At 44.9% G+C, this 14,293-nt stretch carries 10 protein-coding genes; 7 read left to right on the plus strand and 3 right to left on the minus strand.

Annotation, left to right across the window (positions count from 1 at the left end; genetic code table 11):
* Nucleotides 1-165 precede the first annotated feature (165 nt).
* Nucleotides 166-1,227 (minus strand): M20 family metallo-hydrolase, encoded by a 1,062-nt coding sequence (locus tag BF9343_RS01475; RefSeq protein ID WP_005813720.1) that lies wholly within the window; start codon nucleotides 1,225-1,227, stop codon nucleotides 166-168.
* A 188-nt stretch (nucleotides 1,228-1,415) separates the two neighbouring features.
* Here BF9343_RS01475 and BF9343_RS01480 point away from each other — a divergent pair, with 188 nt between their 5' ends.
* The 7 genes from BF9343_RS01480 to BF9343_RS01510 all read left to right on the plus strand — a co-directional run bounded on the left by BF9343_RS01480 (nucleotide 1,416) and on the right by BF9343_RS01510 (nucleotide 10,698).
* Entirely contained in the window at nucleotides 1,416-3,221 is a 1,806-nt protein-coding gene (locus BF9343_RS01480; RefSeq protein ID WP_005784128.1) for an AMP-dependent synthetase/ligase, read from the plus strand.
* A 60-nt stretch (nucleotides 3,222-3,281) separates the two neighbouring features.
* Nucleotides 3,282-4,398, plus strand: a protein-coding gene (gene prfB, locus BF9343_RS01485; RefSeq protein WP_108912216.1) for a peptide chain release factor 2 whose coding sequence is annotated in 2 segments (ribosomal slippage) — nucleotides 3,282-3,344 and nucleotides 3,346-4,398 — 1,116 coding nt in all. Because the reading frame shifts where the segments join, the coding sequence is not laid out codon by codon here.
* A gap of 152 nt (nucleotides 4,399-4,550) precedes the next feature.
* Entirely contained in the window at nucleotides 4,551-4,685 is a 135-nt protein-coding gene (locus BF9343_RS24090) for a hypothetical protein (protein WP_005784133.1), read from the plus strand.
* A 116-nt stretch (nucleotides 4,686-4,801) separates the two neighbouring features.
* Nucleotides 4,802-6,121 carry an OprO/OprP family phosphate-selective porin gene (locus BF9343_RS01495; RefSeq protein WP_010991989.1) on the plus strand — a complete coding sequence of 440 codons (1,320 nt, stop codon included), beginning with the start codon at nucleotides 4,802-4,804 and terminating at the stop codon, nucleotides 6,119-6,121.
* A 7-nt stretch (nucleotides 6,122-6,128) separates the two neighbouring features.
* Nucleotides 6,129-6,599: a CYTH domain-containing protein gene (locus BF9343_RS01500; protein ID WP_005784138.1), complete on the plus strand. Its 471-nt coding sequence runs from the start codon at nucleotides 6,129-6,131 to the stop codon at nucleotides 6,597-6,599.
* A 56-nt stretch (nucleotides 6,600-6,655) separates the two neighbouring features.
* Entirely contained in the window at nucleotides 6,656-7,951 is a 1,296-nt protein-coding gene (locus BF9343_RS01505) for an MgtC/SapB family protein (RefSeq protein ID WP_005784141.1), read from the plus strand.
* A gap of 170 nt (nucleotides 7,952-8,121) precedes the next feature.
* Nucleotides 8,122-10,698 (plus strand): outer membrane beta-barrel family protein, encoded by a 2,577-nt coding sequence (locus BF9343_RS01510; protein ID WP_005784143.1) that lies wholly within the window; start codon nucleotides 8,122-8,124, stop codon nucleotides 10,696-10,698.
* A gap of 280 nt (nucleotides 10,699-10,978) precedes the next feature.
* On the opposite strand, the gene BF9343_RS01515 is transcribed toward BF9343_RS01510, so the two are convergent.
* Nucleotides 10,979-12,199 carry a DUF2264 domain-containing protein gene (locus tag BF9343_RS01515; RefSeq protein ID WP_010991990.1) on the minus strand — a complete coding sequence of 407 codons (1,221 nt, stop codon included), beginning with the start codon at nucleotides 12,197-12,199 and terminating at the stop codon, nucleotides 10,979-10,981.
* Nucleotides 12,199-14,193 carry a beta-glucuronidase LacZ4 gene (gene lacZ4 / locus BF9343_RS01520; protein ID WP_374938965.1) on the minus strand — a complete coding sequence of 665 codons (1,995 nt, stop codon included), beginning with the start codon at nucleotides 14,191-14,193 and terminating at the stop codon, nucleotides 12,199-12,201. The genes BF9343_RS01515 and lacZ4 overlap by 1 nt, the downstream gene beginning before the upstream one ends.
* Between the last annotated feature and the right edge of the window lie 100 nt (nucleotides 14,194-14,293).

A 14,293-nucleotide genomic window follows, 5' to 3' on the forward strand; every position in this document is an offset into this window, starting at 1 on the left:
TAGGATGAAGATGCGTCAAAATTCGTATTCACCACAGATTATACTGATTTATACAGATAATTAGTATGGGTTGTCAGTAGATTAAAATCGTTTTGTGTAAATCTGTGTAATCTGTGGTGAGTTATGACACCTTCATCCTATACGAATGACAGGGAGAGGGGAAAATCAGATTTCCAGTCCGTCCAGTATCTTCAAATACAATTCCAATGCCTCTTCTATTTCTTTAATCATGATATATTCATCGGCCGTATGCGAACGTGAAGAACGGCCGGGGCCTATCTTGACTGAGGGGAACACCATTAAAGCTTGATCCGAGAGAGTAGGAGAGCCGAAAGGCACGCGTCCCAGTTTCTTTGCTTTCTGTACAAACGGGTGGCTTTCTTCGATACGTGAAGAGTTGAGGCGGAACGAACGGGCTTCAGCTTTACAAGAGATATGCTTTTGTATTTCAGTAAACAACTCTTCGTTAGAGTACAGTTCGTTGCTACGCACATCTACTACAAAACTGCAACGGTCGGGAATGACATTGTGCTGCGTACCGGCATTGATCACCGTAACACTCATTTTGACAGGTCCCAGTAATGGTGATTCTTTTGCAAAGCGGTAGTCGCGGAACCAGGCAATATCGTCCAGTACTTTATATATCGCATTGTCACCTTCATTGCGGGCGGCGTGTCCTGCTTTTCCGGTAGCTGTGACATCGAGCACCATCAGGCCTTTTTCGGCAATGGCAGGTTGCATTTCGGTGGGTTCTCCTACTACGGCAAAACTGATGGGGGGAAGTCCCGGTAATACACTTTCGATACCGCCTTTTCCGGATACCTCTTCTTCGCAGGAAGCCAGATAAATAAGGTTATAACTTTGTTGTTTGCGGCATAGTTGCAGAAACACCTGTAGGAGTGTTACTACACTGGCACCGGCATCATTGCTGCCCAATCCATAAAGTTTTCCATTCTCTTCGCGTGGAGTGAACGGATCTTTCCGCCAACCGTTGACCGGCTTTACAGTGTCAATATGGGAGTTGAGCAGGATTGTCGGCTTTTTCAGGTCGAACATAGGGCTCAGGCACCAGATATTGTTTCCTTTACGGCCCGTGGTCATGCCTTCGGCCTCGATATAATTTTGCAGATAGTCGGCTGCTTTTTCTTCTTCGCGGCTGAGCGAAGGGATGCTGATAAGAGATTTCAGCAAGCCGACAGCTTCGGATGTAATGGATTCGTCTATCATTTCTTTTTTGCTTTGAATGGATGCAAATGTACAAATAATACTTGAATCTTTCAGTTTGTCAGACAACTATTTATCAGGCGCTATATGGCTAAGTGCCTGACTCTGTTGAGCAAAATAATTCAGTATTCACACCTGATAATTCCAAATTAAACGATACCTTTGCAGACGAATAACTAACAACAAAGGATATGACTTATCATCATTTATCTGTCTTGGTCCATCGTCAGGCTGAAAAGTATGGCGACAAGACAGCCCTGAAATACCGTGACTATGAGAAGGCGCAGTGGATACCTATCTCTTGGAATGAATTTTCGCAAACTGTAAGGCAAGCCGCCAATGCTATGGTGGAATTGGGAGTACAGGAAGAAGAAAATATCGGTATTTTCTCTCAAAATAAGCCGGAATGTCTGTTTACGGATTTTGCCGCTTTTGCCAACCGTGCAGTAACTATTCCGCTTTATGCAACCAGTTCTCCGGCACAGGCTCAATATATCATCAATGATGCCCAGATACGTTTCTTATTTGTAGGCGAGCAGTTCCAGTATGATGCTGCTTTCAGTGTGTTCGGCTTCTGCCCTTCACTTGTACAATTGATCATTTTTGATCCGGCGGTAGTGAAAGATCCGCGTGATATGAGTTCTATTTACTATGACGAGTTCTTGGCTAAAGGAAAAGATTTGCCACACAATGAAGTAGTGGAAGAACGTACGGCACGTGCCAGTGCCGAGGATTTGGCAAACATCCTGTATACGTCCGGTACTACGGGCGAACCTAAAGGAGTCATGTTGCATCATTCTTGCTATTTGGAAGCATTCCGCATTCATGATATCCGTTTGGTAGATATGACCGATAAGGATGTTTCGATGAACTTCCTGCCGCTGACCCATGTGTTTGAGAAGGCATGGACTTATCTCTGTGTGCATAAGGGCGTACAGGTCTGCATCAATCTTCGTCCGGCCGATATCCAGACAACCATTAAAGAAATCCGTCCGACATTGATGTGTAGTGTCCCTCGTTTTTGGGAGAAGGTGTATGCCGGCGTTCAGGAAAAAATAGCCGAGACCACCGGAATAAAAAAAATGCTGATGCTGGATGCTATTAAAGTAGGCCGTATCCATAATTTGGATTATTTGCGGGTGGGTAAGACGCCTCCCCGAATGATTCAGCTGAAATATAAGTTTTATGAGAAGACTATCTATGCTCTGCTGAAAAAGACCATCGGAATAGAGAACGGTAACTTCTTCCCGACAGCCGGTGCTGCTGTTCCCGATGAAATTTGCGAGTTTGTACATTCGGTGGGTATCGATATGCTGGTCGGATATGGTTTGACAGAATCTACGGCAACTGTTTCGTGTACCTCGAAGACGGGCTATGATATTGGTTCGGTAGGTCAGGTGATGCCGGAGGTAGAAGTGAAGATCGGCGAAGATAACGAGATTCTGCTTCGTGGAAAGACCATCACGAAAGGGTATTATAAAAAGGCGGAAGCGACGGCTGCAGCCATCGATGAAGAAGGTTGGTTTCATACCGGTGATGCCGGCTATTTTAAAAATGGGCAGTTGTATCTGACAGAGCGTATCAAAGACCTGTTTAAGACATCGAACGGAAAATATATCGCTCCTCAGGCATTGGAAACCAAATTGGTTATCGACCGTTATATCGATCAGATAGCTATTATTGCCGATCAGCGTAAGTTTGTATCTGCACTGATTGTACCGGTATACGGTTTTGTGAAACAGTATGCCAAAGAGAAAGGTATCGAATACAAAGATATGGCCGAATTGTTGGAGCATCCTAAAATTACTGCTTTGTTCCGCGCACGTATCGATACGTTGCAGCAGCAGTTTGCCCATTACGAACAGATTAAACGATTTACGTTGCTTCCCGAACCGTTCAGCATGGAAAAAGGGGAACTGACTAATACCCTGAAGTTGAAACGTCCGGTAGTGGCACGCAACTATAAAGAGGTAATTGATAAAATGTATGAGGAGTAAGAACACAAAATTTTGTATATCTTTGCTCCCCATAATTAATGAAAACCATAAAAAAGAAGTATGATTACTATTGAACAACTTAAAGACGTGAAAGAGCGCACTGATGCGCTGAGGAGGTATCTTTGACATCGACGGGAAGAAAATTCAAGTCGAAGAAGAACAATTAAGAACGCAGGCTCCGGGTTTCTGGGATGACCAGAAGAAGGCCGAAGCACAAATGAAACTGGTGAAGGGACTGCAAAAGTGGATTGAGGGATACAATGATGTCAAGACACTGACAGACGAACTGGAACTGGCTTTCGATTTTTATAAAGACGAACTGGTTACCGAACAAGAAGTAGACGAGGCCTATGCAAAGGCATTAGAGCATGTCGAGAATCTGGAATTGCAGAACATGCTTCGTGATGAGGCCGACCAAATGAGTTGCGTACTGAAGATTAACTCCGGTGCCGGTGGTACGGAGAGTCAGGATTGGGCATCGATGCTGATGCGTATGTATCTCCGTTATGCCGAGACCAATGGTTATAAAGCAACCATGGCCAACTTGCAGGAAGGTGATGAAGCGGGTATCAAAACCTGTACCATACAGATTGAAGGTGACTATGCCTACGGGTATTTGAAAGGTGAGAACGGTGTACATCGTTTGGTTCGTGTTTCCCCTTATAATGCGCAGGGTAAGCGTATGACTTCTTTTGCTTCCGTGTTTGTCACTCCATTGGTGGATGACAGTATCGAGGTAAATATTTTGCCGGCCTGTATCTCTTGGGATACTTTCCGTTCGGGAGGTGCCGGTGGACAGAACGTTAATAAGGTAGAGTCCGGCGTTCGTTTACGCTATCAATACAAGGATCCTTATACCGGTGAGGAAGAGGAAATCCTGATAGAGAATACCGAAACCCGTGACCAACCCAAAAATCGTGAAAATGCAATGCGTCAGTTGCGTTCTATTCTTTACGATAAAGAATTGCAGCACCGCATGGCAGAACAAGCTAAAGTGGAAGCCGGTAAGAAAAAAATCGAATGGGGGTCACAGATACGAAGCTATGTCTTTGACGACCGTCGTGTAAAAGACCATCGCACTAACTTCCAGACCTCTGATGTAAACGGAGTGATGGATGGAAAAATAGAAGGATTTATCAAAGCCTATCTGATGGAATTTTCTTCGGAAGAAGCTTAAAAATAACAGAATTGTAACATCCTCCGGATTTTTCTGCTCCGGGGGATGTTTTTTTATTTCCTTTCTTTGTCCGTCATTTTATTCTCTATATTTTTGGCAGGTTAAAAGATTTGTTCTTACTTTGTTAACGTTGAACTTTAAAGCTAACGATTATGAGTAAGAATAAGAAAAAAGTAACACACAGCAAGAAAGAAGAAGAACAAGCCAAAAAGGTTGTTAAGATAGTTTTTGTCTCGCTGGTTATCCTGGCATTGGCTATGATTATCGGTTTTTCTCTTTTGGGCTGAGAGTGAGTGATTAGTGACTGACAATTAGTGATTGGTACCGGGTGGATGAATCGTACTGATCACCGGTTATTAGCTGCTAATCACTGCTAATAAATCGCTAATCACTAAAAAGACGGATGAACAAGCAACTGATTACTATTTTTTCTATCTTCTCAATTACTTGTCTGGGAATGGTTTCTGCCCAGGAGTCTAAATCTTTTCTTCCTGAGGTGAAGAAAGAGTCATTAACCTTCAGTTCGGAGGACAATAAGTTTAAACTGACTTTCAATGGTCGTATCCAGGCAGACGGAGCTATGTTCTTTGGAGAAGACTACCAGCCCATAGGCAACGGTGTCGGATTCAGGCGTGTACGTTTGGGAGCTACTGCTGCTTTTGGCAAAAGGTTGTCCGGTAAGATAGAAATGGATCTTACCGACGGTGGCTTTTCATTGAAGGACTGTTTCATTAAATATGCTTTCCCGAATGGGCTTTATTTTAGGGCAGGTAATTTTAAAGAGAGTTTTGGCATGGCTGCAATGACCTCCTCGGGCGATTTGTGGTTCATGGAAAAGGCGAACGTGGTATCTGCATTTGCTCCGGAATATCATATCGGTGTACAGGGAACCTGGGAACATGACCAGTTTCTGGGAGTAGCGGGTGTACATTTTAAAAAAATAGAAGGTAACAAAGAGAAAGACTATTCCGAAAGTAATAATAAAGCGGGGGAGGATGAAGGAATATCGGTTACAGCCCGTGCTGTCTGGCAACCGGTTTCGGCAGATAAGGTAAAAGGTCTTCATTTGGGAATAGCCGCATCCTATCGTACTCCGAAGACAACAGTCGGTTCGCTGATGCCGAATACTGTGAGATATAGTACAAGATCACTTTCTTATATTAACAAAATCAAGTTTCTGGATACATCGCCGATTGCTTCTGTCAGTCACGATTGGTTGGCCGGTGCTGAACTGGCCGGATTTTACAGAGGTTTTCGCTTTCAGGGAGAGTATATCATGAACAATACGGTACGTATGGAAGGGTTGGCAACAGAGAAGTTCAACGGCTTCTATGTGCAGGCGGCTTATCTTTTGTTCGGTGGGCAGCAACGATATAGTAAATCGCGTGGAGCCTTCTCGCAGCCATCGTTCGGACGCAGTTGGGGGGATATAGAATTGGCAGCCCGTTTTGACCGTATCGACCTGAACGGAACAGAAGTGATGGGGGGATCGTCCAACGGATGGACATTCGGAGTGAATTATTATGCTACCCGGAATCTTAAATTTCAGCTCAATTATTCATATGTAGATAATGATAAATATGCCAATGCCTTCGGACAGGCAGCGGTAGGGTATAAATCGAACGGAGAGATTGCCTATAAACCCGAGGAAGTTGATGAATCGTTGGGTAAAGGAGGGAATGCTTATGGTATTCTGGGGCTTCGTATTCAATTGAATTTTTAAATAATATATGTCACAGGAAATAGAACGTAAATTTCTCGTTAGTGGAGATTATAAGTCACAGGCTTTTGATCAGAGCCGCATCGTTCAGGGATATATCAGTAGTGCCCGTGGAAGAACGGTCCGCGTACGCATACGTGACGGAAAAGGCTATCTGACTATTAAAGGAGCTTCGGATGCCTCGGGAATAAGCCGTTACGAGTGGGAGAAGGAACTGTCTCTCGCGGAGGCTGAGGAACTGATGAAGCTTTGCGAACCGGGAGTGATCGATAAGACCCGTTATCTGGTGCGTAGCGGGAAACATATCTTCGAGGTAGATGAGTTCTATGGAGAGAATGAAGGACTTGTTGTGGCTGAGGTGGAATTGGGTTCGGAAGACGAAGTGTTTGTAAAACCCGGCTTTATCGGAGAAGAGGTTACGGGTGACATTCGTTACTATAATTCGCAGTTGATGAAAAAACCGTATACTACCTGGTTGTAGCTAACAAATAATCCGTATATTTGTTTCTTTAGTTAAGAGTTCAAGAATAAAGATATATGGAACAACTGTACAACTACCTGCCGGAAAAGCTGGTGACCTTTATCCTGGTTACCTTGTTTTCACTTTTAATAGGACTTTCGCAACGTAAAATCAGTTTGAAACGTGAAGGAGAAACCACTCTTTTCGGTACTGACCGCACCTTTACGTTTATCGGAATGCTGGGGTATCTTTTGTATATCCTCGATCCGGAAGAGATGCACCTTTTCATGGGAGGTGGTTTGATACTCGGCATTCTTTTAGGGCTCAACTATTATGTGAAGCAGTCCCAATTCCATGTATTCGGGGTGACGACTATTATCATCGCACTGATCACCTACTGCATTGCTCCGATTGTGTCTACACAGCCTTCATGGTTTTACGTCATGGTGATTGTTACTGTTTTATTGCTTACCGAACTGAAGCATACTTTTACGGAGATCGCGCAGCGAATGAAAAACGATGAAATGATTACGTTGGCTAAGTTCTTGGCTATCAGTGGTATCATCCTTCCGATGTTGCCTAATGAAAATATTATCCCTGACATCAACCTGACGCCTTATACCATCTGGCTGGCCACAGTAGTGGTTTCGGGTATCTCATATCTTTCCTATTTGCTGAAGCGGTATGTCTTTCGTGAATCGGGGGTATTGGTGTCCGGCATTATCGGCGGGCTCTACAGTAGTACGGCTACAATCTCGGTACTCGCCCGTAAAAGCCGTAATGCACACTCGCAGGAAGCATCCGAATATGTTGCCGCCATGCTTTTGGCTGTCAGCATGATGTTTTTGCGCTTCATGATTCTAATTCTTATTTTCAGCTCCACTATTTTTACTTCTATCTATCCTTATCTATTGATTATGGCTGCCGTTGCAGCCGGTGTAGCCTGGTTTATCCACACTCGTCGGAAGCGGACACCCGACGCTGACCTTGTGGAAGAAGAAGATGACAGCAGTAATCCGTTGGAGTTCAAGGTGGCTTTGATTTTTGCAGGGTTATTTGTTATATTTACCGTACTGACACACTATACCTTGATTTATGCCGGGACAGGAGGGTTGAACCTGCTGTCGTTCGTTTCCGGTTTTAGTGATATTACTCCTTTTATCCTGAACTTATTGCAGGGCACGGGAAGTGTAGCGGCTACTGTGGTGATGGCTTGTACCATGCAGGCCATTATCAGTAACATTGTGGTCAACATGTGTTATGCGCTTTTCTTCTCGGGTAAGCAGAGTAAATTGCGCTCGTGGATATTGGGCGGATTCGGATGTGTAATCGCAGCAAATGTTGTCGTACTTTTTTTCTTTTATCTGATTTAATGTGCGTTATCGAACGACTTCTGATAAAAAAGAATAAAAATCACTCTATTTCACCTTTCTTAACTCCGAGGGTTTCGTAAACGAATATAAAGTCGATATTTTCGTTGCCATTCTGTGACAAATACTATGATTTTACGTCAGATAGACTATAAACTAAAACATAACTTCACATGAGAAACAAACTACTACTATTGTTGCTGTTGATGTTCATGACATCCGGCATGATGTATGCCCAACAGCAAAAAACACAGCAATCCCAACAACGTACGGCAGCTCCATCTTATACATTGAAAGGCGTGCTTCTTGATTCGTTGACTCAGGAAGGCGAACCTTATGCTACAATTAAGATCGCAAAAAAGAATGCTCCTCAAAAAGCTCTTAAAATGGCTGTAACCGATTTGAATGGTAAATTCCAGGAGAAACTGACTGTTGCTCCCGGAGAGTATATTATTACCTTATCATCTGTAGGTAAAGTCACGATCGTGAAAGACTTTACTGTCAAAGCGAGTGAAAAGGTGATCGATCTGGGAAAATTAAATATGGCCGAGGCTACTAACGAACTGAAAGGTATAGAAGTCGTTGCTCAGAAGCCACTGGTAAAGGTGGATGTAGACAAAATTGAATATAACATCGAAGACGATCCTGACTCGAAGACCAATACCGTAATGGAAATGCTTCGTAAAGTACCGTTGGTAACAGTGGACGGCGAAGATAACATCAAGGTAAATGGCAGCAGCAGTTTTAAAATCCATGTAAACGGTAAGCCTAATAATATGATGAGCAATAACCCGAAAGACGTGCTCAAGAGTATGCCGGCCAATACCATTAAACATATTGAGGTAATCACTTCTCCGGGAGCTAAATATGATGCAGAAGGTGTGGGCGGTATCCTGAATATTGTGACTGTCGGTGGTGGATTCGAAGGTTATACTGCAACTTTCCGTGCCAGTGGTAGCAATCGTGGTGCCGGTGCCGGTGGATATGCTACTATCAAATCCGGAAAACTGACTATTACAGGAAATTATAATTATAACTACGATACATCGCCTAAAAGCTATTCGGACAGTTACCGTGAAAATTATGATTCGGAAGATCAGAAGTATCTGGAATCGAAAAGCTCTTCCGATTATAACGGCAGTTTCCAGTACGGCAATCTTGAGGCCAGTTACGAAATTGATACATTACGTTTGCTGACAGCGTCATTCGGTATGTACGGCGGTGCCAATGATAATAAGAGCGACGGGTTGACTACAATGTGGAATGCCCAGAGAGACCGATTGGCTTATCAATACCGCTCGTTGAGCGACGGAGACGGTTCCTGGTATTCTATGCGTGGTAATGTCGATTATCAGCGTACCTCTAAAAAGAACAAGGACCGTATGATCACTCTCTCGTACAAGATCAGTACACAGCCGCAGAACTCTGACTATTATACGGACTATAAAGATATCAAAGATCCGTTTGAAATGGATATCGTTAAGAAATTCTTGCTGAATAACTCTCATTCGGATGGCAAGACCAATACTACCGAACATACATTCCAGGTGGATTATACTACTCCAATCGGAAAATTGCATACTATTGAAGCCGGAGCTAAATATATCATCCGTAATAACCTTAGTGATAACAAACTGTTCGAAGCCGAGGGCGTCAGTGACAACTACGAATACAACAACGACCGTAGTAGCAAGTATAAACATCTGAATGACATTCTTGCCGCTTATCTGGGATACACACTTCGTTATAAAACATTCTCATTCAAGCCGGGAGTACGTTATGAATATACGTCACAGGATGTGAAGTATCTGGCAGGAGCTATCGGACCTGAAGCGGATTTCAGTACCAGTTATAACGACTTTGTTCCTTCTGTAACCATGGGCATCAAGATCGGTAAGACACAGAACTTGCGCGGTGGATACAACATGCGTATCTGGCGTCCGGGTATCTGGAACTTGAATCCTTATTTTGACGACCGCAACCCGATGTTTATCAGCCAGGGTAATTCGAATCTGGAAAGTGAAAAGAGCCACTCGTTCAACCTGAGCTATAGTATGTTCAGCATGAAGTTTAATGTCAATATCTCTCTGCGCCACTCATTCGGAAACAACGGTATCGAACGGGTCAGCCGTTTGATTGGTAAGGGTGGTGAAGAGTTCCCCGGAGGACATCATGCTCCCGAAGGTGCATTGTATAGCACTTACGAAAATATCGGTAAGAACCGTAATACAGGTCTGAGCCTTTACGGTAACTGGAACGCTTCTCCCAACACCCGTATCTATCTGAACGGTGATGGCAGCTACGTTGATATTAAGAGTCCGGCTCAGGGATTACATAACTATGGATGGAATGCCTCTTTATACGGTGGTATCCAGCACACCTTCCCATTGAAGATACGTGCCAGTCTGAATGCCGGAGGAAGTACTCCTTACATCAGCCTGCAAGGTAAGGGATCGGGATATTATTACTATAGTCTGGGTGTGAACCGCTCTTTCATCAAAGACCGCTTTACAGTGAGTGCCTATGTAAGCAATATCTTCGAGAAGTATCGTTCGTATAATAATACCACTATGGGTGAAAACTTCTTGTCGAAGAGCAGCAGCCGTTATCAGAGCCGTAGCTTTGGTATCAGCCTTAGCTACCGTATCGGTGAGTTGAAGGCCAGTGTGAAGAAAGCCGCTCGCAGTATCAATAATGATGACGTGAAAGGTGGCGGCGGACAAGGCGGTCAAGGTGGTGGCGCTAATTAGGAATTTGCGTCCAACCGTGAACAGCAGTCCGTAAAGAAGAAAGTGTGTCGGAACTAAAATGACCACTTGAAACAGCTACAGATTACAACCCAAAACATAAATAGCCCTATCGAACTCTATTTTAGAGTAATGATAGGGCTATTTTCGTTGTTGATAAGGGTGGACGTTTCTGATTCCAATTTCTCCTTCTTTAAGTTTGAGTCCTGACATACCCTTTTCTTTATTTAAATGCCGGTGTCTTACAAAAAGAATGCCGTAAGCGTAAAGAGCAAATGCCGGTTTATAAAGAATGATCTGCCGGCATCTCTTTCCCCGACCAGGCTTTCAGGTTGGTCCATTCGGCAGGAGGGGCACTCCAGAAAGGATCGTCGGCGGGTAGTCCCAATGGCAAGAAACCGGTCAGGCACAAGTAAGTACTTCCTGTATTAATGTAGGACTCCGACATTTGAACCTGATTACCGGAGAAACCTATCTTCAACCAACCCTTTGTGTCGAAATTGGCAGCAGATCGGAATTGGTTCTCTATAACTTTCGTCATGCCGCAGCGTACCTGTGCGGGAACAATTTGTTGCGGAAGGAGATGCAGTAAAGCTGCTTGTCCCAATGCGTGAAATACTCCGGTACGATAGACAATCGAACGTCCGATTACCGGATATGTTCCTTCCGGAGAAATGAAACGCTCCAATTGTTCGGCATAGCGTCCTAGGCGTTTTTGCTGTACATTCAGAAATTCACTTTCCGGCATCCGGTGCTTCTGCATGACGACTAATACATCGGTAAGCATAGGATGAATCACGAAGCTATTGTAATAATCGAGGTGGAATTCTGCTCCGTCTCCATACTGGGCGTCTCCTTTATACCAAAGATCTCTGAACTTGCGTACCCCATAATTGAGCCGCGTTGTATCACATTCTCCGGTGAATTCTTGCAGGGCTGCTTCCACGATGGAGGCAAACAGCAGCCAGTTGCTTTCATTGGGCTTGATAACACGGCTTCGTTTTAACTCCGTCACCACTTGCTTGCGGGCAGCGGGTGAGAGGTTGCCCCATAATTGTTTAGGTGCACGCAATAATCCTTCTGCCAGAAATGCGGCATCTACCAAGGGTTGTGAAGGTTCTCCGAAGATCAGGTAATCGGGTGAGGACGGATTCACTGCATTGCTGATCCCTTTCACCGTCAGTTCGATGTATTTTTTGCGTAATTGTCCTTCGGGAGTATCGTCTTCTCCTAGTTCCAGCCATGGAGCAATGCCGCATACGGTTCGTCCCACTGCCTCCAGATAAGAAAAACGTTGCCGGTTGGGAGCAAGCGATTCGTAAGGCATTTCCTTTTTCAGTGTTTCATTGGCCAGGTTACTGAGTACGGGATCGGCCAGGCGTACAAGAGTTTTTACCCAGATCTCCCGATCGGCAGTTCCTGTGCGTGACTGTGCCCAAAGGCAAGGGACTGCCGCCCATCCGGTCAGCAGTCCCCATACAATCGATAAAATGATCCGTTTCATTAGAGCGGTCTGTCTTCTTTATATTCTACTGTCACTTCGTCTGTAAGTGGTTTCTTGCCGGGAGTAGTCACACGAATGATATTCTCTCCCGAGGTGAGTTTGACATTTTTCCACACAACGGTTGAGTAGGTGTCCGCCTTTTGTTTACCACAACTGACACCGTTTACAAATAGTTCGGCTTCCGGGGCAGTGGTGAAAGCCATGAAGGTCTGTTCCGGCTGATAGCGGAGCCGACAGCGTTTTTCCGCCAGATAGATCATCGGTTCCTGTTTATTCCAGTTAGCTTTGTAGAAGTAGAAAGCATCTTTTCTCACTTTTCTGTCGAAGGTGACAAGTCCTTTATCGTTGATACCCGGACGGTCGCCTTCCGTACGATGAGCTGCCCCGAAATCGAACATGTTCCAAACGAAAGTACCCCATACGAAGGGACGTTCGGCAATGATTTTCCAATTCTCCATGTGGTAGTAAGTCTGCCAGTTCTCGGGATGCCACCAGCCTGAAGCCGACGGTTGTTTGAGTGAGTCCTGCTGATGATAGATGCTGGCTCCTGCCCCATATTCACTGATGCCGATGCGTAGTTCGGGGTGTTTTTTATGTGTACGGTCCAAAAAGGTTGCCAGTGTTTTCGGAGTACTTCCATACCAACCGTCGTAACGGTTCCAGGCTATGTTTTCGGTAATGAAGTTCAAATTGCCGTCCTGGTTACTGGCCGAAGTTGTCGGGCGGGTAGGGTCTTCCTGTTTTGCCAGTGCATTCAGTTCTTTTACATATTCTACGGGATTGTCACCCACCTCTTTCAGCTCATTAAATAGTCCCCAGAAGCAGATGGAAGGGTGGTTGTAGTGCTGCCGGATCAGTTCGATCAATTGTTGTTTACCATTTTCGCGGAAGGAAGCTTGGTCTACAAAACCTTTATCTGCATATCCTCCGGGACCTACAAACGGAATCTCGGCCCAGGTTACAATACCGTGTTTATCCATCAGGTCGTACATATAGGTAGCTTGAGGGTAGTGTGCCAGGCGGATGGCATTGACTCCCATTTCGCGCATCAGTGCCACATCTTCTTCGTGATGCTGCGGGCGGAGTGCATTGCCTACTTCTGCGCGGTCCTGATGGCGACAGACTCCATGAAGCGGCAGGTGTTTGCCATTCAGAAAGAATCCTTTATCCGGATCGGTATGATAATAGCGCAATCCTAATGGCTGCGTTACACTGTCGATTTGTTTGCCGTCTTTGTGAAGACTGATACTGACCTGATACATAAAGGGATCTTCGCAACCATTCCAGAGACGTGGTTTCTGAATCAGTAGAGGGAGTTGTTCCAGAATATCAGCCCCCTGTTTCAATGACACGTTGCGGCTCTCTTTGCAAATCACCTTGGTGCCATCCGTTACCAGGACCTGAAGTTCGGCAGTTCCGTCGGCTGCACGGTTGGATAGGTTAACTTTAGCGCATACTTTCGCTTCCTGCGGGCTGACGACCTCCTGTACCAGATAAACTCCCGGCGAAGCGTAGTCCAAAGGTGAGATACAAGTCTCATCGGTTATCAGCAGATGTACGTCCCGATAGATTCCTCCATAAAAATTGAAGTCACCCACCAGCGGCATGATGTCTAACTGTTCACCGTTGTTGGCGCGTACCAGGACAGAGTTCTTTTCTCCATATTTCACCAAGTCCGTGATTTCGAAGATGAAGGCTCCGTATCCGCCTCGGTGCTCACCTATATGCTTGCGATTAATAAATACATCGGCTATACTGTTTACTCCGTCGAAACGAAGAAAAAGACGTTTACCTTTCCATTCGGGGCGGATGTACAAAGCTTTCTCGTAGTTGCCAATACCTCGTTTATAATCTATTTTGCCGGCAAGTGCGTCTTGTGCATTCCAGGTGTGCGGCAAGTCCACCCGCCGGGTGTCTCCCTGTACCTGATGCGAAAAACGGAAATTCCAGTTATTGTTGAGTAGAATATCCTGACGCTGGGCATGGAGCGAGATGGAAAAGAGAAGTAGGAAAAGAAAAGTACTTAAACCTTTTTCTCGACCCCTCCACCACAAGGAGGGAAAATAGTTACATTTCTGCTGTTTCATATGTTCT

This window comes from Bacteroides fragilis NCTC 9343 (assembly GCF_000025985.1).
Classification (GTDB): Bacteria; Bacteroidota; Bacteroidia; order Bacteroidales; family Bacteroidaceae; genus Bacteroides; species Bacteroides fragilis.